23 protein-coding genes and 1 tRNA gene are annotated in these 21425 nt (G+C 60.5%); 10 read left to right on the top strand and 14 right to left on the bottom strand.

Going from position 1 to position 21425, the window contains the following annotated elements:
• Positions 1-231: 231 nt before the first annotated feature.
• The 3 genes from E4L98_RS08555 to E4L98_RS08545 all read left to right on the top strand — a co-directional run bounded on the left by E4L98_RS08555 (position 232) and on the right by E4L98_RS08545 (position 2574).
• Complete coding sequence (locus tag E4L98_RS08555) at positions 232-1062, top strand: phosphodiester glycosidase family protein (protein ID WP_135201140.1); 831 nt, start codon at positions 232-234, stop codon at positions 1060-1062.
• Between the two features lie 23 nt (positions 1063-1085).
• Complete coding sequence (locus E4L98_RS08550; protein ID WP_135201139.1) at positions 1086-2072, top strand: hypothetical protein; 987 nt, start codon at positions 1086-1088, stop codon at positions 2070-2072.
• A 94-nt stretch (positions 2073-2166) separates the two neighbouring features.
• Positions 2167-2574: a hypothetical protein gene (locus tag E4L98_RS08545; RefSeq protein WP_135201138.1), complete on the top strand. Its 408-nt coding sequence runs from the start codon at positions 2167-2169 to the stop codon at positions 2572-2574.
• A gap of 14 nt (positions 2575-2588) precedes the next feature.
• Here E4L98_RS08545 and E4L98_RS08540 read toward each other — a convergent pair whose 3' ends face one another.
• The 5 genes from E4L98_RS08540 to E4L98_RS08525 all read right to left on the bottom strand — a co-directional run bounded on the left by E4L98_RS08540 (position 2589) and on the right by E4L98_RS08525 (position 5626).
• Positions 2589-3017 (bottom strand): STY0301 family protein, encoded by a 429-nt coding sequence (locus E4L98_RS08540; RefSeq protein ID WP_135201137.1) that lies wholly within the window; start codon positions 3015-3017, stop codon positions 2589-2591.
• A gap of 3 nt (positions 3018-3020) precedes the next feature.
• Positions 3021-3143 (bottom strand): BPSL0067 family protein, encoded by a 123-nt coding sequence (locus E4L98_RS31270; protein ID WP_167761299.1) that lies wholly within the window; start codon positions 3141-3143, stop codon positions 3021-3023.
• Positions 3144-3387: 244 nt separating this feature from the next.
• Entirely contained in the window at positions 3388-4098 is a 711-nt protein-coding gene (locus E4L98_RS08535) for a DUF6683 family protein (RefSeq protein ID WP_229257314.1), read from the bottom strand.
• A 113-nt stretch (positions 4099-4211) separates the two neighbouring features.
• Positions 4212-4613: a hypothetical protein gene (locus E4L98_RS08530; protein ID WP_135201136.1), complete on the bottom strand. Its 402-nt coding sequence runs from the start codon at positions 4611-4613 to the stop codon at positions 4212-4214.
• Complete coding sequence (locus E4L98_RS08525) at positions 4610-5626, bottom strand: NADP-dependent oxidoreductase (RefSeq protein ID WP_135201135.1); 1017 nt, start codon at positions 5624-5626, stop codon at positions 4610-4612. Before E4L98_RS08525 ends, E4L98_RS08530 begins: the two co-directional genes overlap by 4 nt.
• Positions 5627-5719: 93 nt before the next feature.
• On the opposite strand from E4L98_RS08525, the gene E4L98_RS08520 reads away from it, so the two are divergent.
• Both E4L98_RS08520 and E4L98_RS08515 read left to right on the top strand, forming a co-directional pair.
• Positions 5720-6283 carry a TetR/AcrR family transcriptional regulator gene (locus E4L98_RS08520; RefSeq protein WP_307722097.1) on the top strand — a complete coding sequence of 188 codons (564 nt, stop codon included), beginning with the start codon at positions 5720-5722 and terminating at the stop codon, positions 6281-6283.
• Between the two features lie 2 nt (positions 6284-6285).
• Positions 6286-7290, top strand: a complete 1005-nt coding sequence (locus E4L98_RS08515) for a Kelch repeat-containing protein (RefSeq protein WP_135201134.1) — start codon at positions 6286-6288, stop codon at positions 7288-7290.
• Here the strand turns inward: E4L98_RS08515 and E4L98_RS08510 are convergent.
• The 4 genes from E4L98_RS08510 to E4L98_RS08495 form a co-directional block, all read right to left on the bottom strand.
• Positions 7287-7748, bottom strand: a complete 462-nt coding sequence (locus tag E4L98_RS08510; RefSeq protein WP_135201133.1) for a RidA family protein — start codon at positions 7746-7748, stop codon at positions 7287-7289. The two genes, E4L98_RS08515 and E4L98_RS08510, sit on opposite strands and share 4 nt — an antisense overlap.
• A 101-nt stretch (positions 7749-7849) precedes the next feature.
• Entirely contained in the window at positions 7850-10555 is a 2706-nt protein-coding gene (locus E4L98_RS08505) for a TonB-dependent receptor (protein ID WP_229257313.1), read from the bottom strand.
• A gap of 226 nt (positions 10556-10781) precedes the next feature.
• Positions 10782-10994: a hypothetical protein gene (locus E4L98_RS08500; protein WP_135201131.1), complete on the bottom strand. Its 213-nt coding sequence runs from the start codon at positions 10992-10994 to the stop codon at positions 10782-10784.
• A 34-nt stretch (positions 10995-11028) separates the two neighbouring features.
• Positions 11029-11811 carry an AraC family transcriptional regulator gene (locus E4L98_RS08495; RefSeq protein WP_135201130.1) on the bottom strand — a complete coding sequence of 261 codons (783 nt, stop codon included), beginning with the start codon at positions 11809-11811 and terminating at the stop codon, positions 11029-11031.
• Between the two features lie 103 nt (positions 11812-11914).
• Here E4L98_RS08495 and E4L98_RS08490 point away from each other — a divergent pair, with 103 nt between their 5' ends.
• Positions 11915-13147 carry an MFS transporter gene (locus E4L98_RS08490; protein WP_135201129.1) on the top strand — a complete coding sequence of 411 codons (1233 nt, stop codon included), beginning with the start codon at positions 11915-11917 and terminating at the stop codon, positions 13145-13147.
• Here E4L98_RS08490 and E4L98_RS08485 read toward each other — a convergent pair.
• The gene (locus E4L98_RS08485; protein WP_307722096.1) at positions 13095-14195 is read right to left on the bottom strand and encodes an acyltransferase family protein; all 1101 of its coding nucleotides are present in this window, start codon (positions 14193-14195) and stop codon (positions 13095-13097) included. The genes E4L98_RS08490 and E4L98_RS08485 overlap by 53 nt on opposite strands.
• A 289-nt stretch (positions 14196-14484) precedes the next feature.
• Between E4L98_RS08485 and E4L98_RS08480 the strand changes: the two genes are divergently transcribed.
• Positions 14485-14560 (top strand) — tRNA-Lys (locus E4L98_RS08480).
• Between the two features lie 56 nt (positions 14561-14616).
• Here the strand turns inward: E4L98_RS08480 and E4L98_RS08475 are convergent.
• Complete coding sequence (locus tag E4L98_RS08475) at positions 14617-15411, bottom strand: SDR family NAD(P)-dependent oxidoreductase (RefSeq protein ID WP_205746688.1); 795 nt, start codon at positions 15409-15411, stop codon at positions 14617-14619.
• Positions 15412-15501: 90 nt separating this feature from the next.
• Here E4L98_RS08475 and E4L98_RS08470 point away from each other — a divergent pair, with 90 nt between their 5' ends.
• The gene (locus E4L98_RS08470) at positions 15502-16086 is read left to right on the top strand and encodes a TetR/AcrR family transcriptional regulator (protein ID WP_205746687.1); all 585 of its coding nucleotides are present in this window, start codon (positions 15502-15504) and stop codon (positions 16084-16086) included.
• Here E4L98_RS08470 and E4L98_RS08465 read toward each other — a convergent pair.
• Both E4L98_RS08465 and E4L98_RS08460 read right to left on the bottom strand, forming a co-directional pair.
• Entirely contained in the window at positions 16078-16368 is a 291-nt protein-coding gene (locus E4L98_RS08465) for a hypothetical protein (RefSeq protein ID WP_135201127.1), read from the bottom strand. The two genes, E4L98_RS08470 and E4L98_RS08465, sit on opposite strands and share 9 nt — an antisense overlap.
• 2 nt (positions 16369-16370) lie before the next feature.
• Entirely contained in the window at positions 16371-18344 is a 1974-nt protein-coding gene (locus E4L98_RS08460) for a helicase-related protein (protein WP_135201126.1), read from the bottom strand.
• 113 nt (positions 18345-18457) lie between these two features.
• Here E4L98_RS08460 and E4L98_RS08455 point away from each other — a divergent pair, with 113 nt between their 5' ends.
• Positions 18458-19063 carry an IMPACT family protein gene (locus E4L98_RS08455; protein ID WP_135201125.1) on the top strand — a complete coding sequence of 202 codons (606 nt, stop codon included), beginning with the start codon at positions 18458-18460 and terminating at the stop codon, positions 19061-19063.
• 12 nt (positions 19064-19075) lie between these two features.
• On the opposite strand, the gene E4L98_RS08450 is transcribed toward E4L98_RS08455, so the two are convergent.
• Positions 19076-20260, bottom strand: coding sequence for a DUF418 domain-containing protein (locus E4L98_RS08450; RefSeq protein WP_135201124.1), 1185 nt, complete (start codon positions 20258-20260; stop codon positions 19076-19078).
• Positions 20261-20505: 245 nt separating this feature from the next.
• Here E4L98_RS08450 and E4L98_RS08445 point away from each other — a divergent pair.
• A partial coding sequence (locus E4L98_RS08445; protein ID WP_205746686.1) for an MCP four helix bundle domain-containing protein occupies positions 20506-21425 on the top strand: 920 nt, incomplete at its 3' end.

Raw genomic sequence — 21425 nt, 5'->3', positions numbered from 1 at the left:
AGCAGCGGACTTTTAATCCGTTGGTCGCAGGTTCGAATCCCGCACGGCCTACCAAGAATTATCAAGGAAGCCCACGAATTTCGGTTCGTGGGCTTTTTTGTTTCTGGTCGCTCTCTGGTCGCTTCGGAACTATTGTCGTAATCGAGATCATCTCTTCTTTCCTCAATCTTGACTGATTATCTCGACCCCGGTACTGTTAGACGATCGCCTAGTAGAAGCAACATATCCCGTATGAGAAATTTCACTAAAGCACTTGTCTTGGCATTAATGCTAATGCCCCTCTCTCAGATCGCTCAGGCGATCAACAAAGACCGGGCGATCACGAGTCTCGGAATGGATTTCGATGAGAACGTTACACAAGTCAATAGTGCCAACTTAACAGTTCATACGTTTTCCCCCAAGTCTGATGCCCTTAGAAACGGCATGCATTATGTGTTTATTGAAACGAATTGTCCAAAATGTTCGCCTCAAATTCGTGTGGTGAAACAATTTGGCAATAGTTACGATATTTATCGTAACGCAACTCCAATGAGTGCGGTCGTCGCGATTAATGGTAGCTTTTTTGGATACGATGCGAAAGGTCAGCGCATCCCCTTGGGGTTGGTAGTTGCGGATGGAGTACGGAAAAATCGCCCAATCGGATGGGATCGGGGCGGATTCCTTGTTCATGACAAAAAAGGCAATACCAGAATTATTCCGGTTCATAACTACAAACCCAGCATTAATGACTTTTCAGTACTTCAGAGCAAGCCGCTGCTTGTCGAATCCGGCAAGAACGGCATTTATAAAGACGATGGTGAGCGCTTCAACCGTACAGCCGTGGCCATTTCCACTTCTGGAAAAGTCATTATTGCCGGTGCTTTTGAAGGATTTGGCAGGGCTGCATCGCTGTATGAATTCGCACAATTTTTATTGTCAATTAAGTGCTCAGACGGATCGACCATAAAATGGGCACTCTCCATGGATGGAGGTCCAGGTGCTCAAATTTATGTCCCGGCGATAAAAAGAAATTTTGGCGACCCTGGTCAAAATTATGTGCCGAATTTAATCTACGTCCAATGACGTAGCACTGAAATAATACAATCATGAAAGCACAGACCAATAAAAATAAAGGACGCTCAGCTGTCCCTCAAAAGCTCAAAACCTGGACTTCGATTAAAAGTTATTTATCAATAAAAACTATTTTTAGCACTTTGGGCCTTTCTGCGGCGGGTCTATGGGCTTACTTTAGTCCGTTTACTGATCCACTTAAACAATCTTTAGCTCACAAACTGTATAAAGAAAGTCCTTCTATTCAAATTAGCTGCTCTCCTTGCGCCATTTCCCCTGGAGAATCAACGCGCATTAATGTTGAAATATCGCCCAATTCGGTCGCAGATATCGATAAGGGAGTGGTGAAAATAAGGTACGATAAAAATATATTTATCTTATCTTCCGATACTCCACCATCATTCGAAACTGAAGCAATCAATTCGAGACGACGTTTAGATAAATATTTTGCGCTCTATTTATCAAAGAATGCAACTAATGTGAGCAGCAGTGAAATCCGAGCGTCGTTAGCAACAAAGTATGGCGAATACGATTCTGACGCGTTGTCTATTTCTTTAGCTCCGCCTCAATCAACTGCAGAACTCCCCTATATCGATCCGAATGGAAGGCGAGAAGTCATTCTAAGTGGTGAATGGCGAATCGAAATTGGAGGATCTTTGGGTGGAATGAAGATAACTCAGGACCAGCATAATGACATCACTGGAACTTATTGGCTAAATAGTCCAACTGGTCGAATCGAAAGTCAGATTGAAGGTTATAAAGATGGAACATCGTTCAAAGTTTTCTTTCTTCGACCAAAAAGCCAGTCACGCTGGCGTATTGATGCGAACTTCGCATTGAACGTGTCCGATAAGAGTTTCATTGAAATGACTGGATGCGCTTTCAGCCTAAAGCCCGATAAGACTGTGCAAAGCGACAGCTCTACTCCAATAAAAGGATGCGCAGTGCGTAACTACCCAGGCTGGCGAGGTGATGGAAGCACTACCTTTACGGCTTCAGCTCAATTAAGGGATTCGATTTAATCGCGTTAACTGTACACTTTTAATCCGTTGGTCGCAGGTTCGAATCCCGTACGGCCTACCAAGAATTATCAAGGAAGCCCACGAATTTCGGTTCGTGGGCTTTTTTGTTTCTGGCCGCTCTCTGGTCAAGGCCAGCGTGGCCTCCTGCCTATCCGGCAAGCCACTGATCCAGCTCATCCACACACAAGCACTCATCATTGCCATCGGCTTGAGTCGCCCCCTCTTGTGCAACTCCCGCAACACGGAAAAGCTCGTCCACGTATGGGCCGCCGCTATTGCCCTTCCTGATATTTGCCGATATTTCAATCCGCTGAAGTCCTCGATGTTTGCCCTGCCGGTCTTCGCCGACCCAACCTGTGTGTGCAGGAAATTCTATTGTTCCGGCGCCTCAGGACTGAGAAAGAACAACTTGAGTGAGGGGGCGTCTCTGCCGAGCCCGAAGGAAGTTGAGGGGATCAAATATCTTCGCCAGCTATCCAGTAATGCGGTAACAGTCTGCTGAAGGATCAGCTGCGTCTATCTGCAGACGATTTCAAATCGATTTTCGCCCGCGTGCTGCCCTTTGCGTCCTGTGACCGTGCATTGCTTGATACTGTCGGGAAGACGCATGGCCAATGACACCTCGCCCATCGCACCATAATCGCAGCGTAGCCACTTACCCTCCGGGTAGGAACCTGCAAGTTCGTAGTGTTGAGTCCATGTGGTTCTGTTTCTCGCCCCATCGTCCCCGCGCAGAATTCCGAGTCGCTCAGGTGGTCCGTCAGCAGGTGCGGCGCCACTCAGGTACATCGGCGAGCCCACAAATGTTGTCCAGCCGGGCCGTGGGCTTTCCACCTTTACCGAGGCGGGTGGGAGCTCTTGAGGACATTCAAACTTGACTGGCCCCGCGACAGCCACACCAGCCAGCGCGCTGAGATAGAGGTTCAGAATGATTTTGATATTCATGACTCATTCAATCACAAAGAACGCATCTGCGTTGTCGGTAGGATTAATAAAATTCCCAAGTTTATCCTTACCCTTGCGACGGATGAAGCGCTTGCCGATTTTCTTCTTGTCCGGCCATTGATCCAAAATCTAGATGCCGTCTGAGACTTGCCCCAGATAGGGGTCGCTCGTGCGATTACTTTCAAGTTCCGAATTCTCGATACGGTTGGCGTCCCCGTATTCGGCTGTGTTTCAGGCCGAGCTGAAGTGGAACGAGTATCTGCTGCTCTTCCTTACCAAGGATCCGCCTTGAAGAAACGCCGGCCATTCACGTTTTGCCGCAAATTTGGCTTATCGGTAGATCCCATCCAGGGCGACGTCGGAAGCTGGATTAATCGGCCATGCTGATACCGCGCGCGCCGATGCGCAGGCGGTCCGGGTCCAGGCCGATCGTGCGCAGATTTTCGCGCGCCGCATTGCGCAGGTTGGCCTGCTGCTCTGGCGGCTGCGGCTTGACTTGCTGCGACTTGTAGGCCAGCGCCATGAAGGTGCCGGACATGGCGCTTTGCTCGTACAGATTGCGCAAGGCGGCGGGACTTTGCGCACCCAGCGTGGTGCGCAGCGAGGGCTGGCGCCGCAGTTGGTCGACCACCACGCCAAATTCTTCGTCGGACACTTCTTTGCTGGTGAGGACCATGTAATTGCCGACCACGAACGCGGCCAGCGCTCCGCCCACATCATTGCGCGGCACGCCCAGTTTGGCTTCCAGTTGATACCAGATGCCCATGCTGTCGGCGAAGGTTTTGGTCATTGTGGCGCGGTGCTGCGGCGGGAAGTTGCGCGCAAGATCGGCTGCGTTGCGTTGCACGTCCGCAGGCGCATCGGCGCGCAGGGTGGAGGCGGCCCCGGAGCCAGCGCGGTCCGGGCGCTTTTGCGCTGACGGGTCCGCCGCCTGGATCATCAGCGAGTTGTTGACGACCGAGCTTTGCATGAAGCTGCTGAGCGGCGCGCCGTAGGTCGCATAATCCGCCCCCAGCCATTGGGCGCGTACCGGCAGAGCGAGCGCTGCGGAGGCAATCAGCGCCAGTGTCATTCGAAGCATCTTCCCTCCTAGCCGCTGTTCCGCTATCGCCATCATACGCACCCTCAAGACAACGCTTGAGCTTAGCAAAAAAACATGCATTGGAACGCACTGTTCGATACGCGCGATTCGAATCAGCGCGTGCGGTCGACAATCCGGTCATGCACGACAGCGAACCAGCTTCCCAGCCGCGACAGGTCGCCCGTCACGCTTAGCTCGCCAATGTCGGCCAGATGCGCCATCAGACTGCCATATTCCGGATCATCGCTGTACCGGGTGTTCAGTTGACGGGAGGCCGCCGCCGTGACCGCCACCGTGATATCGCCCCGCTCGTCCTTGTCCACGCTGGCCGTATAAGATGGCTCACCGTTGCGGATCTCGAAACGCAAGCCCTGGTCGCCGTCGGTGTAATGCTCCACCAGGCTGACGTTGATGTCTGCCGTCAGCCTGGCGTCGAGCGCCGCCTGCATCATCACTTGCCCCACCATCTCGAACCAGGCCGCGGTGCCGTGCGGGATCTTGTCCGGCGTGGTCATGGCTGCACCGTCAGGACGATTTTGCCGCGGATGTGGCCGCCCGCGGCGCGCTGGTGTGCGGCGCGGGCATCGGCCAGCGGATAGCTGCTGTCGATCGCCACGCGAATCACGCCCTCGTCCAGCAGGCTGGCGAGCCGGGTCAGCTGGGCGCCGCTGGAGCGAACCTGGGTGGACGTAACCGTCACCCCAAGCTTGTCCGCCGCCTCCTGGTCGGCGAAGCCGAGCGGGTACACCGGGAACAGCGCGCCGCCACGCTTCAGCGTACGCAAGAAACGTGCGGTGGCGGGACCGCCAAAGGTATCGAGCACCAGATCGATATCGCGCACCATCTCGGCCACATCGGTGGTGGTGTAATCGATGAATTGGTCGGCGCCCAGGTCTTTCAGAAACGCTTCGTGCGAGCCCGACGCCACGGCGATCACCTGCGCGCCCCGCCATTTCGCCAGTTGCACGGCCAAATGCCCGACACCGCCGGCCGCGCCGTTAATCAGCACCGTACGGCCAGCCAATGGCACCGGCCGATGCGGCACGGCCTGGAACGGATTGGGCGCGTCGTGGCCGAGTTCGATCAGGAATTGCCAGGCGGTCAGTAAGGCCATGGGCGCGGCGGCGGCGATGGTGTGCGACACAGTGACAGGCTTACGCGCCAGATCGCCGACCGGCGCGGCCACATACTCGGCGTATGCGGCACTCTCGCCAAAGCTGGGGAAGCGCACCATGCCGAACACCTCGTCACCCTCGGCAAACGCCGTCACACCGGCGCCGACGGCTGCGACAACGCCGGAGATATCGGAGCCCGGTATGGCCGGCAAGGCCACTTGCGGCCGCCAGTCGGCCGGCAGCGTGCTGTAGCCGTCTCGCAGATACCAGTCCGGTGGATTGATGCCGACTGCATGGACACGCACCAGCACTTCGCCCGGCTGCGGCGCAGGTTTGGGCGCGTCTTCGTAACGCAGCACTTCGGGACCGCCGTAAGTGTGCAGGCGCACCGCCTTCATCGTTTGGGTTGACATGGTTTTTTCCTTGGTCAAAAATGAGGTTTTATTTCCGGAACACCGCTCCAATTAATCGGAGCAGTGCTCCAAATATATGGAGCGCCGCTCCGTTTGTCAATCAAAATCATGCGAGCTGACGCAAAAAAAAATTACGACCATTTGCTGGAAATCGGACGCGCGGTCGTCGCCGAGCAAGGCGCGGAGGCTTCAATGCGCGATGTGGCGCGGCGCGCAGGCGTCGGCATCGGCACCCTGTACCGGCACTTTCCAACCCGGGAAGCATTGCTGGAAGCTCTGCTGCGCGAAAGCTTCGATCAACTGACGGCCAGCGCCAGCACTCTGGAAATTTCCAGCTCTCCGGCCGATGCGCTGACGGGCTGGCTACGCGCGATGATCGCGCTCACCCATAGCCATCGCGGCGTGATCGCCTCCATGACCGCGGCCATCGCCTCGCCCGATTCCGCGTTGCATGCGTCGTGTGTGATGTTGCGCGCGTCCGGGGCGCGGCTGTTGGAGCGCGCGCAGGCCGAGGGCCAGGCGCGCGGCGATATCGACGGTACCGACCTGCTGGCACTGGTCAGCGCACTGGCATGGCTCAACGATCAGCCACCGTTCGCCGCGCGCGTCGATCATCTGTTCGACCTGATTGCCAGCGCTATCCTGGTGCGGAAATAACGATGAAAACAATATTACTAATAGCCGCTTTCGCCGCCGGCGCGGCGCAAGCCGATGCACCGGTGGCGCGCGCCAACTGGGCGGTCGCCCGCGCGGGCGATCAGGTGTACACATTCTTCGGACTGGGACCAGGCAAGACCGATGCGGATATCGCGCGCGACGTGCACGCACTGGACCTGCGCTCAGGCGTGTGGCGCAAGGTCGGCGATATTCCGGTCGCACAGGGCCGGCTAGCCAGCGCGGCGCTGACCGTGGGCGGCAAGGTTTATCTGATTGGCGGCTATACGGTATCGGCCAGGGGTGAGGAAGTCTCGACGCCAGAAGTAATGCGCTTCCTGCCCGACAGTGGCCGCTTTGCGACCGAATCCATCATGCCAGTGCCGGTGGACGACAGCGTTGCCCTGCCCTGGCGCGACCGCTGGATCGTAATGGTCAGCGGCTGGCACGATAAAGGCAATGTAGCCGACGTCCAGATGTACGATACGCTGACGCAGCGGTGGAGCAGCGCCACGCCCTATCCTGGCAAGCCAGTGTTCGGCCATGCCGGTGGCTTGGTGGACGATACGATGGTGATCTGCGACGGCGTCGGCGCCGACAAGGGGGCGGATGGCAAGAACGTCTTCGCCATCTCGAATGAATGCTGGCAAGGTACGCTGGATCCCCAGCAGCCGGACCGCATCCGCTGGCGCCAGTTGCCAGCCCATCCCGGCGCTCCACTGTACCGAGCCGGCGCGGTCGGCGATGGCGGACGTATTCTGTTCGCCGGCGGCAGCAGTCGTCCCTACAACTACAACGGCATCGGCTACGACAAGCAGCCATCCGAGCCATCGGATGCCGTATTCAGCTTCGATCCGGCCAGCGGCACATGGCGATCGCACGCCGCGCTGCCGCAAGCCGGCATGGACTTCCGCGGCCTGATCCCGCTGGGTGACGGCGAATACGGCCTGTTCGGCGGCATTCGCGCCGGCCAGCAGGTCAGCGCAGGCGTGATCCGCTTCCGCCCTTAGGGCTTCAGCTGGGCGATCACCACCAGGATGACGGCCGCATTGCCGGGCTGCTGGATATGCGAATAGGCGGCGCGCGCGTGGCCGGCTTTCTCCTGCAGCACATCGGCAAATAGATCCGACGCGCCATCCAGCACCGCCGGCTGATTGAACCAGCCGGCCGCGCTGGTGACGTGGCCTTCTATCCGCACGATGTGGTCGAGGCGCTCGAAGCCGCCCAGGTGCTTGTCGATCTGCGCCAGCACATTCAGCGCGGCCAGTTCCGATGCGTGCTTGCCCTGTTCCAGCGTCAGATCGCTGCCGACTGCGCCCTGGTACACGATCTTGCCGTCCACCAGCGGCAGCTGGCCGGAGATGAACAACAGATCGCCGGCCTGGCTGACGGCAGTGTAGCTGCCCAAAGGTTGCGGTGGGGTGGGCAGGGACAGTCCCCGTGCTGCGAGTCGTTCTTGTACCGACATGATGGCCTCCTGAATGGTTGAGTAATGAGGCCATTCTAAGAGCTGCGCAGGCGACGATAAATCGCCCGCCGGGTACAAGACTTTATACCGTCAAGAATAAATCAAAAGGCCATGCGCAATCCCACGTTGGCGCGCCGGCCCACATCTTCCAGTGTCAGGAACTGCGATTCGGTCAGCGCGTATTCGTGCATCCTGGCGTTATTCAGGTTGATGAAGTCCGCGTACAGCGAGATCGCCGGCGTGATGTTGTAGCGCAGGCTGGCGTCGGCCTGGCCGTAGGCGGCGCGGTTGCGCGGCTGGGTGCTGCCGCCGCCGCAATCGACCGAGTAGTGGTTGCGCCAGTTGTAGCTTATCCGCGCCAGGAATTTGCTGTTCTCGTAGAACAGCGAGCCGTTGTACGACTGCGGCGACAGGCCCGGATAGCCGCACACCGGCATGGTACTGTCGCTCTCGCGCGTGGCGCTGGCATCCACGTAAGTGTAGTTGGCCGACACGCCGAAGCCCTGCAGCCAGCGCACCTCCGTATCGAAAGCATACTGGCCGGCCAGTTCCAGTCCCTTGATCTTGCCCTTCTGGCCGTTGCGCACGCGTGTGTCGTGGACGATTTCGTCGAACTGCGGGATGCGCATGTCCACCAGTTTGGTTTCGAGGAAGTCGCGCACGTGCTTGAGGAACACCGCCGCGCTGACGTAGTTGGTCTTGGACAGATACCATTCGTAGGACAGGTCGTAGTTATTCGACTTCATCGGCTTCAGGTAGGGATTGCCGCCACCGGTCTGCACATCGCCGAAACGGCCGCCGTAGTAATTGTCCACGCCCATCTGGTTCAGCGTCGGCCGCGTCTCGGTCTTGGATGCGCCCAGCCGCAACAGCATGTCGGAGCGCAGGTCGAATTTCAGATTCGCCGATGGCAGCAGGCTGTTGTAGCTGTTGTCGACGGTGGTGCTCTTCATCGGTCCCCAGTTGGAAATGAAGGTGGTGTCGTTCGGGCTCTTGGTGGCCGACAGCAGCTCGCGGCTGATGCCGGTGGACGTCGATTGCACGTGCACATAGCGCACGCCGGCATCGCCCGACCAGCCGCTGCCCTCCCAGCGGCTGTTGAGGAACAGGCTGGAGACCTTTTCCTTCACGCCCCACATCGACGGCGTGTTGTAGTCGATCGCCATCGGACCGTTCGGATACTTGGCCTTGTCCGAGTACAAGGCGGGATCGTTGGACTGCGCCAGCAGCGACGGCTGGTTCAGGTAGTTCATGTAGGCGTACGGGTCGAAGCTCAGGTAGGCGCCGGGCACCTTGACGCCGGCGCCGAGGAAGTTATCCATCGGCGTCACCGTGAACAGCGATGCCGGCAAGGCCACGTGATAGCCGCTGAAGGCGTTCCAGGCATCGTTGTTCCACGAGGTGTGCGTGACTTCACGCTGCGAATAATCGAGGCCGGAATCGAATCCTTTGAAATAGCCGATTTCGTGGTTCCAGCCCAGATTCAAACGGCCTTCGTGCAAGGTATCGCGGTTGCGGATGTCGCCATACGACACGGCGTGCGCACGCACCGCATTCGGATCGTCGATGCCGTCGCCGAACTCCAGGCCTGGCGTGCCGTTGAAAGTGAGGACGTCGCCATTCTTCGGCACCATGCCGGCCACCACCCACATGTTCGGCGATTGCGAGCTGGTGCGCGAGGTCGAAACATCGCCTTCCAGCCGCCAGTCGGTGCCCAGGTCCCATTTCGAATTGAGGCCGAATGCCTTGGTGATGGACAGCCGGCTGTCGCCCTTGGCGATCATGTCGTTGGAATTGACCTCGCCCAGCAGCTTGCCCGGCCCGGCCAGCTCGGGATTGTTGGCGAAGAAGGTGGAGCCGGGACGCAGAAAGCTGGTGATCTGGTTATTGCTGTCGTACTTGACGCCCAGCTGCACCGGGTTGTTCCAGTCGCTAAAGGCGATCACCTTGTTTTCCTGATTCAGCCGCGAGTACAACGCGTCGGCGCTGAGCTTCCAGGTCGGCGAAGGGTTGTACTGTACCGTCAGATTGCCGACCACGCGTTTGCGGGTTTCATCCTCCTGCTGAAAGCCGTAGCTTTGCGGGATGTAGAGTTTTTTGGTGCTCACGTCGGCCATGGTCAGGCCCTTGGAATTCAGGTCGCCGTTGATAATCGAGACATCGCGGTAGTTCCACGCATCCGTCACCGCCTTGTTTTGCTTGGAGGCGCGGTCGGTGTAGGACAGCGACGCCGCCACGCCGAAGGTGCGGTCGGCATTGGCGAAGGAGTACATGCCGCTGGCATTGGGCGTATTGCGCTTGGAGTTGGTGTCGTAGGAATCGGAGAGGTTGAACACGGAACTGTGCCCGACCTTGCCGGCCAGCGGGCGCGCGGTCTGGATGTCGACGGTCGAGCCGATGCCGCCTTCCGGCAGGAAGGCTTGCGAGGTCTTGTACACCAGCGCCTTGGAGATCAGGTCCGAGGATAGCAGGTCGAAGGAGAACTCGCGGCCGCCGGTGTCGCTGGTCAGCGTGCGGCCGTTGACCAGCACGTTATTGAACTCCGGCCCCAGGCCGCGCACCGAGATGTAGCGCCCCTCGCCGTTGTTGCGCTGGATCTGCACGCCGGTCACGCGCTGCAGCGATTCGGCGATATTCGTGTCGGGGAATTTGCCGGCATCCTCGGCCGACACCGCATCGACCACGCCATCCTGCATGCGCTTGGTGTTCAGCGACGACGACAGCGAGGCACGGATGCCGCTGACCACCACGGTGGAACCGGCATCGATGGCATCGCCGGCATTCTGTGCAAAGACAGGAAACGACATCAGCTCGGCAATCAAAACGGCGAGCGTGGTCCTGCGAAGGTGATTCTGACGCATAGTCTGGTCTCCATATAGTTTTTAAGAACTACGGAGCCGCTGCACTCAGGATGTTGACAGACTTTTTATATTTTGCGGCTGCGTGAACCGATATTAAGCCCGCACCCGCCATGACAACTTATCACTTCTTTGCAAAAAGACATTCCAAAAACATATGGCGGCGCCGGGGGCTTTACTTTTTCTTGCCGCCGTGGGCCGCTTCGTACAGGGTCTTGGCATCCTTGTGCGCCTGGTCGACATTGCGCAGGTTCTTGTCGTCATCGTGCTTGACGAAGAATTCCCTGTCCTGCGCATCGACCACCAGCTTGACGGCGGCGGCTTCGGTGATGCCATATTTTTCGAAGATCAGCGTGGTGACTTCGTCCAGGTATTCTTCATAGGTCATGCTGGCTTCCTTTCATCAAAACGAAGCCGCCATTTTACGCTGTCGCCAGGTATTTGGACGGCGTCGCACCCAGCGCCTTTTTGAACATGGTGATAAAGGCGCTCACGGATTCATAGCCCAAGTCTTCCGCCACGCGCTGCACCTGGGTGCCGGCGTACAGCCAGCGCAGCGCGACGATGATTTGCAGCTGCTGACGCCAGCGGCCGAAGGTCATGCCGGTTTCGCTCAGCACCAGGCGTGACAGGGTGCGCTCGCTCATCGCCAGCCAGGCCGCCCATTCCTGAGCGGTGCGCCGGTCCGACGGTGCGCGCAGCAGCGCGTTGGCCAGCTTGCGCAATTTCGGATGCTCGGAAATCGGGAAGTACAACTGCTCCACCTGCATCCGCGCCAGTTCTTCCAGCAGCACGGCGACCAGCCGCGCGGTGCCGCTGTCGGTCGCGTAGTCCTGCGGCTGGGCGGCAAGATGCACGATCATCTCGCGCAGCATGGGGCTGATCGCCAGCGTGCAGCATTCAGCGGGCAACGCGGCGGCCGATGGCTCGACGCACAGCAGATACAGTTCCGTGCCGGCGGCGGCGCGCATGCTGTGTTTGACGCAGCCCGGTATCCACACGCCGCACTGCGGCGGCACCATCCAGTACCCGGTCGGCACCTCGCAAATCACGCTGCCGCGCAGCGCCACCACCAGCTGGCCCTTGCGGTGGCGGTGCATGGCCGGATCGCGGTCGTCGGACTCGGTATGCGTGCGCAGCGCCACCGCCGGCTGCGGCATCGCATCCAGATCGTTATTTGCGCGCATGGTGGCCAATGCCGACATCGTGGATTGTCCGAATTTAGTGATATCCGGTCAGAATAGCCAAATTCCCCACGCGCGGCAATCGCTATGCTGTTTCCATTGACTTTTCCCACCAAGGTGACACATGAAAACTGCACATCGCGGCCTGCTGCTGGCGGGCATACTGCTTATCGCAACCAATCTGAGGGCTCCCTTTACCAGCGTTGCGCCGATGCTGGAGCAACTGCGCGACCAGTTCGCGCTCAGCGCATCGCAGGCCGGCTGGCTGATTACCCTGCCGGTGCTGGCGTTTGCCGTGGTCTCGCCGTTCGCGGCGGGACTGGCAAAGCGCTGGGGCGTCGAGCGCACGCTGTTTGGCGCGCTGACCGTAATCGCCGCCGGCATGCTGCTGCGCGCCAGCGGCGGCGCCGCGGCGCTGTACCTGGGCACGATGGTGATCGGCGCCGGCATCGCGCTGGGCAATGTGCTTCTGCCCAGCCTGCTCAAGCGCGACTTCAGCGACAAGGTGGCGTCGCTGACCGCGCTGTACGTGCTGGTGATGGGCTCCGCCGCGGCGGCCAGCTCGGCGCTGGTGGTGCCGCTGTCGGCAGCGCTGCATGCCGACTGGCGCGTGGTATCGCGCCTGCCGCTGGCGCTGGTCGCACTGGCGGCGCTGGTCTGGCTGCCGCAGGTGCTGCGCAAGCATGGCGCCAACAGGACCGCTGTCGGCGGCAACCACGCCAATGCCGCCATCTGGCGCTCGCCGCTGGCCTGGCAGGTGACGGCTTATCTGGGCATCGACAGTTTCCTGTTCTATGTGGGCGTTAGCTGGATGCCGGGCATATTGCAAGACACCGCCGGCTACACGGCGGCCCAGGCGGCAACCCTGCACGGCGTGCTGCTGCTCGCCACCGCGGTGCCCGGCCTGCTGCTGATTCCGCTGACGCCGCGCCTGCACGACCAGCGCGCAGTGGCCGCGGCGCTGGCGCTGAGCATGGCGGTCGGCATGCTGGGCTTCATCCTGGCGCCGGCGTACGCGATTGTCTGGATTGTCTTTTTCGGTATCGGCGCCGGCGGCGGCCTGATCATGGGGCTGGCCCTGATCAGCCTGCGTACCCCCAGCGCCGGCGACGCCGCCTCGCTGTCGGGCATGGCACAGTGCGTCGGTTACTTCATCGCCGCCGCCGGCCCGCCGCTGGTGGGCAAGCTGCACGACCTGACCGGCAACTGGAGTCTGGCCCTGGCCGTGTGCGCGGCGGTGGCGGTGATCATGGCGGTATTCGGCCTGCTGGCAGGCCGCAAGCTGCAGATCGCGACGGCCGCGCTCAGCGCAGCGACACCGCGCTCACCCGCGCCGGCAGTGGCTTCGGCGCGGTAACGGCGAAGCGCTCGCTGAGCCGTTGCATGACGCGGCTCAGCGGATTTTCCACCCAGTTGCAGAAAACGACGCCGGCCGCGAGGCTGGCGCCCCAGGCCACCAGCATGCCGAACGCCTGCAGCTCCGGCTCGGGCGGCACGAAGCGGGTGAACGCCGCATTCACCAGCAGGCACACGGGGAAGTGGATCAGGAACACCGAATACGAAATGCGGCCCAGTTCATTGACCACGGTCCAGCCGCGGCCTTGCGAGGTGGTCTTGATGCGGCCGAACAGGAACAGCGCGCACGCCACGATCACCGCCAGCGCGATGCGGCTGCGGAATTCCAGCAGCAGGCCGGACAGCGCAGGCAGCGCCACCATGGTCAGCAGCCACAACACGGTGCCGGAATCGAGGCGGCGATCGCTGGCCCACCAGGCCATGATGCCGAGGCCGTAGCTGCCGAAGAAATACAGTCCCCAGTTGTCCCAGTCCGATTCCAGATTGAAGTACAGCAGCGAGACGGCCACGCCCAGCGTCACCACGAACGGCATCAGCCACGGCACCACGCGCTTGCCGACCGCCAGTCCGCCCAGCCACAGCATCAGCACCATCATCACGTACAGCTGGAAATCGATGGCGACATACCAAGCGCCGGCCGACACCGACGGGAAACCCAGCACGCCGTGCAGCAGCAGCGCGTGCGCCAGCAGCTGGGCCACGGTGGCCGGCTCCGAAATCGAATCGTGGGTCATCCACTCGCTGGCCAGCAGCGATGCCACCACCGCGATCAGCGTGGCGGCCAGGAACGGCGGCGCCAGCTTGGCGTAACGGTGCCAGATCGCGCGCAGCGGCTGGTCGTGACCGGGCATGCCGGTGGCCGACAGCGATTTGGCGGCCAGAAACCCGCCGATCACCAGGAACACTTGCACGGCAATGCGCGCGCTGTCGCCCAGCCAGCCGATCAGGTCCGGCAGCAGCAGACGCGCCTGATCGGACATCGGGCCATAGAACGCCAGATGGTGCAGCACGATCAATTGGGCCGCACCGGCCTTCAACAGATTAATCAAGCCGAACTGAGCCGGGGGCGTGGTTTGGGCGCCCGGCATACTCCCTGAAACTATTTTCATGCCTATTCCTTACCTGCAATTTATCGAACCCCAAGGTGCGTATTTGCTTATATTTTTATGAAGCCCGCTATGATAGCTGAGGTTGACGCATTGGTGCGCGCGCCAAGCGGACTGCTTCCGGCATCGTCCCCTATCTCATCGATAAAGTCGGTGTCCGGCCGCACGGATGAGATGGCATTGCCAGGACGGCTTGATGGTTTGCAAAAGGAACGCTATAATTCTGGCCCTTGGGTCGTTAGCTCAGCTGGTAGAGCAGCGGACTTTTAATCCGTTGGTCGCAGGTTCGAATCCCGCACGGCCTACCAAGATTCAGTAAAAAAGCCCACGCATTTCGGTGCGTGGGCTTTTTTGTTTATACGATTTATACGGTAGGCGTCGAGCCGCCGTCGATGCGGATGGTGGTGCCGGTCATGAAGTCGCTGAGCGGACTGGCGAGGTAGCAAACCAGCCCGGCGATGTCCTGCGGCTGGCCCAGCCGGTTCACAGTCTGCCGCACTACGTTATTGAGGACGAATTGCTTGCCGGCTTCGATGTCGGCGCCCGCACCCTGCTTTTGCGCCATTTCGGCGAACCAGCCGTCCAGTTGCGGCGTGTAGATCAGCCCCGGCATCACGCCATTCGAAGTAACCCCTGTGCCCGCCAGCGCCTTGGACAAGCTGAGGGTGAGGTTGTTCAGCGCGGCCTTGGCGGCGCCGTAGGAGCCCAGGTCCGCATGCGGCGAAATCGCGTTGCGCGACGAGATCTGTATCACCCGTCCCCAGCCGCGCTCCTTCATCTGCGGCACCAGCGCATGGATCAGGCTGACGGCGGCGGTGGTGTTTTGCTGGAAGCTCTGCATCCAGTCGGCGGGACTGTCCCCGAACCACGAGGTATTCGCCATGCTGACCGGACCGCCGATGTTGTTGACCAGGATGTCGACGCCGCCCCAGCCATGCACACCATCGATCACCGCCGCCATGCCCTCATCCGTGGTCAGGTCGCCCAGCAGCACCGTCGCCCGGCCGCCAAGCGCGCGGATTGCCGCCGCCACTGTTTCACTGCGCGTCGCGTCGCGGCCGTGCACCGCCACCTCCACGCCCTCGGCCGCCAGCCGTTCCGCGATCGCCCGGCCAATGCCGGAACTGCTGCCGGTCACCAGGGCGCGCTTACCCGTCAAATACATCTCCATTGCGATTACCTCCAAGTCTACAAGTGTATAATTCAGCGATCTTAGCAAGCACCGAGCCAAAAGTCTACAACTGTATACATGCAAGAAAATCAAAAACGTAATGCGCCGGCCACCCGCGCCGCCATCCTGCAATCCGCCATGGCGGCCTTTACCGACTATGGCTACGATGGGGTCGGCGTACGCGACATCGCCCAAGGCGCCGGCGTGACCGCCATGCTGGTGAACCGTTATTTCGGTTCCAAGGAGGGTTTGTTCGCCGAGGCGGTGGATGCGGCACTCGCCGAAAAAGGCATCCTGACAGATGCCATGCTGAACAACGAGCGCGGCACTGATGAACTGGCGCACGACATCGCCGCCGCCCTGGTGGCGCAGACCGCACCGGCGGCGCCAGTGCTGTCAGGTTTCCTGATCCTGCTGCGTTCGGCCGGCAATGCACGTGCGGCGGAGATCCTGCGCGACAAGGTCGAACGCCATTTTGAAGCGCCGCTGACACGGCTGCTGCCTGGCATCCATCCGGCCCAGCGCGCCGCGCTGCTGCTGTCGCTGATCGCCGGTTTTCAGCTGATGCGCCAGGTGATGGGCAACCGCGCGCTGACCGCCGCCGACGGCGCTCTGCTGACCGCGCAGCTGACGGCGCAACTCAAGCTGCTGATGTCAGCGTGATTTCTTGCGCGCCGACGTCTCGGTGCGCACGTAGAATTCCGGCGGTTTCTTCGCCACCCAGTCGATAAAGGTCCGAATATCGGCATGCGCGCGCAGCGCTTCCCAGGTGTGATAGTGCTGCAGCAGCTCGCGTTCGGTGAACACCGAATGGATCTTGCGGTGGCAGATTTTATGGATGGGGAACTGTTCCCTGCCCTTGAACGTCTTCGGCACCAGGTGATGGCGGTCGATATTGACCTTCCCCAGCAACCGTCCGCACAGAGGGCAGCGTTCCGCGTCCATCGCTAGCGGCGGAAGCGGCGCGGCTGGCGTTTGCGCGCCGCCGAGTTCTGATCCTGCAGGATCGCATCCACCCGCTCGGAGGCGTCGCGCGACAGGCGTTGCGCCAGCTCGGTATCGGGGAAATACTCGGGCTCGCGGTAAGCCAGCCAGGCATACGCCGAATACAGCCGGCAGGCGTCTTCCACTTCCTGCAGATTCATGTAGTGCAGCGGCGTGTCGCCCGGCTTCATGTGGGTGATTTTCTTGTGCGCCAGCGACTTGGCCCAGGTTTCCCAGGCATGCTGCAAGGCCGGCACCTTGGACGAGATCGGCACCAGCGACAGCGCGAACTTCTCCGCCACCGACAGGTCCAGCGTATCCAGCCAGGCCGCGCGCTCGAACTGTTCCTCGGTGATGCGCGGGTAGAAGAAGCCGTCCGGCACGTCGATATTGTGCACGAAGCGCTTCAGCAGCTTGGCCAGCGCATGCTCGTTGGTGACCGAGGAAATGCGGTGCAGATGCTCCAGCGTCGGCGCGACGGCAAAGCCGGTGGTCTTGATCGGCACCGGCTTTTCACGCAGCAGTTCGCGCATCACGCTGTGCGTTTCGTTGTCGTAGCCGGCCACCAGCCCCTCCTCGTGCACGCCGAAGCGGCCGGCGCGGCCGGCGATCTGGCGCGCCAGCGCGGCCGGGATTTCTTCCTCTTCGTAACCGTTGTACTTGACGGTGGTGGTCATCACCACGCGCGCGATCGGCATGTTCAGGCCCATGGCGATGGCGTCGGTGCCGACCACCACGTCGGCCGCGCCTTCGCGGAAGCGCTGGGCCTGCGCGCGCCGCACCTCCGGCGACAGGTTGCCGTACACCGTGGCCACCGACAGCCCCATTTCCGTCACCATGTCGCGCCACATCAGCACTTCGCGGCGCGAGAAGCAGATCACCGCGTCGCCGCGGCGCAGATTGCTGAGCTTGCGCACGGCGGTCGGCTCCACGGTCAACGGTCCCTTGCGCTTGAGGACATGCACTTCCAGTTCGCATTCCAGCCGCGCGGCCAATACCTCGATCGCCCGCCGCGCTTCCGGGGCGCCGACCAGATAGACCACCTTGGCCGGGGCGCCGCACACGGCGGCGGTCCAGGCGGCGCCGCGGTCGCGGTCGGACAGCATCTGGATTTCATCGATCACCGCCACATCGACCGCGGTTTGCGTGTCCAGCATCTCCACCGTGCTGGCGACGTGGGTGGCGCCCGGCACCAGGCGGCGCTCCTCGCCGGTGACCAGGCTGACCTTGAGCGGCTTGCCATGTTGTTGCATTTCCTGCAAGCGTTCGTAGTTTTCCAGCGCCAGCAAGCGCAGCGGCGCCAGGTAGACGCCGCTGGGCGCCTTGCCCAGCGCTTCCATCGCCATGTGGGTTTTGCCGGAATTGGTCGGTCCCAGCACGGCGATAAATTTGCGTTTCATGCGCCGCGCAACGTCGAACGAGGCCGGATACTCGGCCAGATTGATGCTCTGGCGCGTGCGTTCGGCGTGCTGTTCCTCCATTTCACGCTCGACCGCGTGCTCCAGCCGCGTGCGGATGCGGTCGAACACCATGCCGGCCGGCTCGGCGACCTGCATGTCGCTCAGGCCCTGCATGAAGGGATCGGGGTCCATGTCGCAATCGTCGCAGGCGTCGGCCAGTTCCCGGACGAAGGCGGCGACGTCGGCCTGCAGTTCGGCGATCGCCGCATCGGCGGCGCGCTCGCGCAGCAGCGCGGAGCGGCTGTCCGCATCCATCTTGCGCCACTTGGACGGCTTGGCCAGCACGCCCTGGGTCGGCACCAGATCGTAGGCAACGCGCAATCCCTGGTACTCCACAACGCCGCTGATGCGCAGATAAACCCGGCCCTCGGATTTGGCCAGGGACACGCCCTTGTCGGCCAGACCGAGCTGCCGCACCAGGTCGTCATCCTCTCCCGGCGCGCTGTCATGGTTGGCAATGTGGGGAAGATCGGTCATGGTTTTCTACTCGGTGGGGACTCGGCCGGGATTATACCTTGCCGCCGGGGGGCCTTTTGTCCTGGCGTATGTTCTGGCACTATATCTCCCCTTCCCGCGTCCGACTGTATGCCATGCCACAAACCCTCCATACGGCAGTTCATCACGAATTGCTGATTAAAAAAAGCCGATTTATCGCCTGCGTCCAGCCGATGGCCGACCGCGCTGCCGCGCAAAAGGTGGTGGCGGAATTATGGGAACGACATCCGGGCGCCGCACACGTGTGCTGGGCATTATTAGCGGGCGGCCAATCGGCGGCTGTCGATGATGGTGAGCCGAGCGGCACCGCCGGCCGGCCCATGCTCGATGTATTACGTCACCAGGATCTGGAAGGGGTATTAGCCACCGTGGTGCGTTATTTTGGCGGCGTTAAACTCGGCGCCGGCGGACTGGTGCGTGCTTATACCGACAGCGTGGCGCAGGCATTATTAAAGGCTGAGAAAATCGCCATTATCAAGCAGCGCTTTCTGATTTGCAGCGCACCTTATGCGATGGAAGGTCTGGTGCGCCGGGAAATTGAAATGGCCGGCGCAGCCTTAAATAATGTCCTGCACGCGGATGACGTGAGATTCGAATTCAGCCTGCCGGATACCGGCGCCGACGCGCTGATTATCCGGCTGAATGAAGCGGGCCATGGCCGCATAGGCTGGATGTCGCCCGAGGACGACATCCCAAGCTGAAATCTGGTGCAATCAAGCCAATTTCTGGTTCGACTGCGGGGTCTTGCCTATCCACGTCAGCCGGTGCCACAAGGTTTCCAGCGGTCCCTGCGGGTGACGCACCAGCCACCACACGCTGAACTGCCGCTGCAGCAGCGCCAGCGTCAGGCCAATTGCCAATGCAAAACTGGGGCCGGTATATTGATATATGCCCAAACCGAAACCATAATAAATCGAAGTGCCGACAATCGATTGCACCACATAGCTGGTTAAACTCATGCGTCCCAACGGCGAAAATACCGCCAGCCCGCGCCAGGAATAAAACAGCAGCGAGAATGTCGACACCAGCACTACCATCAAGGCCACATTGGACCACGAGGTAATAATCGTCAGCAGCGGACGGCGCACCGCCTCACCCACGCCCCAGTATTCGGGCCAGGTCTTGAGTAAATAAAACGGAATAAATGCAAGCAATGCCATGCCCAGCGTGCGACGCCAGAAACGCTTATTCTCGTCGGAGATTTTAAATACGCCTTTTCTACCGGCCAGCATACCCAGCATGAACAACGCCGGGATCTGGAATATCCGGCCATTTTCCCAGTTCCAGCGGATCACGCCGATTTTGCCGTTGGTGAGATTACCTTTCCAGACATCGAATGCCGAGCCATGCGCAAAATATTCATTGGCCCGGCCGAAATACGCCCATGATTGCGGATCCGCCAATTTACGGTCCGGATCGGGCCAGGCTTGTATTACTTCGATCCAGGCGTAAGGCTGCAGCAATAAAATAAACGCGATCAACGCCACCCAGCCGCTACGCAGGCGCGCGACCGGGATCAGCGCCAAGCCCAGCACGGCGTAAATGCTCAGAATGTCGCCGTGATAAAACATGGAGTTGAACAGCCCAAAGCCCAGCAGCAAGATCAGACGCCAGGCAAATCGCGTGCGGAAATCCTCGCCGCGGACTTCGCGGTTGTGGTACTGGATATAAAAAGTCATGCCGAACAGCAAGGCAAAAATCGCGTAGGACTTGCCGCCAAACAGGAAGAACAGGCCATCCCAGATCTGCTGATCGATAAACTTCAGCCATTCCGGCCGGCCGCCGGGCGCGTAGTAAAAATCGAAATGTTCGATGTTATGCAACAGCATGATGGAAACGATGGCGAAGCCGCGCAGCGCATCGATCACATCCAGCCGGGAAGTCGTTGTTGTCGTCATGGTCTCCACATCCAGCAAAGTGAGCAGAATGCCAAGTGTAATTGGAATCGATCCCAAATACATCAATGTGGCTGAATAGCTTCTTCTGATTACATGTTTATTGCCATGCGGGAATAAGCTGTGTATATTGGTGACAATTCATCGCATCCCTGATCGCCCAGTCTCCGCGATCGCCTCCCCTCCCTTGGCCTTATTCCCGCCAACGTTCCTGCTGGAACGCGATTAACCTCGACTATCGGAATATCATGAACTTCAAGAACCTCAAAGTTGGCGCGCGGCTGGTGCTGGGTTTCGGCGCCGTCCTGTCCCTGTTGGCCGTCACCCTCGGCCTGAGCATGTACAACCTGGGCCTGCTGGCGGCCAACACCGACGATATCGTCACCGAGACCTATCCCAAGGTACTGCAGGCGCAAGCCATCATGAACCACAACAACAAGATCGCGCGCTCGCTGCGCAATGCCTTGTTGATCCATGACGAAGCCAAGGCCGCCAAGGAAATGTCGGTGGTGCAGGACAAGCGCAGGGAAATCACCGAGGGGCTGAGCGTGCTCGACCAAACCGTCAAATCCAGTAAAGGCCGCGAGCTGTTCAAGGTGGTGCTGGATGCGCGCAAACCTTATGACGAATCGCTGGACAAAGTGCTGAGCCTGCGGCGCGAAGGCAATATCGATGGCGCGGTCGAAGAAATGCTGACCGTCATGCGTGGCCGTCAGATGAGCTACATGGACGCCATCGATGCCCTGATCGCCCACCAGAGCGCCAGCATGGAGCGCGCGCGCCAGTCGGCGGCGGATACCTACGCCCGGTCGCGCAATCTGGCCATCGTGCTGGGCCTGGTATCGCTGACGCTGGGCGCGCTGCTGGCCTGGATGATTTCGCGCCAGCTGCTGCGCCAGCTGGGCGGCGAACCGGCCGACGTGGCGCGGATCGCCGAACAGATCGCCGCCGGCGACCTGGCGGTGCCGATCCGGCTGCGGGCCGGCGACGAGCACAGCCTGCTGCACGCCATCCAGGCCATGCGCGACAGTCTGGCCGAGATCGTTAGCCAGGTGCGCAGCGGCGCCGATTCCATCGTGACCGCCGCCACCGAGATCGCGTCCGGCAACATGGACCTGTCCTCGCGCACCGAACAGCAGGCCGGTTCGCTGGAGGAGACGGCGTCGTC

This window comes from Duganella callida (assembly GCF_004614165.1).
In the GTDB taxonomy this organism is placed as follows: Bacteria; Pseudomonadota; Gammaproteobacteria; order Burkholderiales; family Burkholderiaceae_D; genus Rugamonas; species Rugamonas callida.
This window is presented reverse-complemented; position numbering and strand designations above follow the sequence as displayed.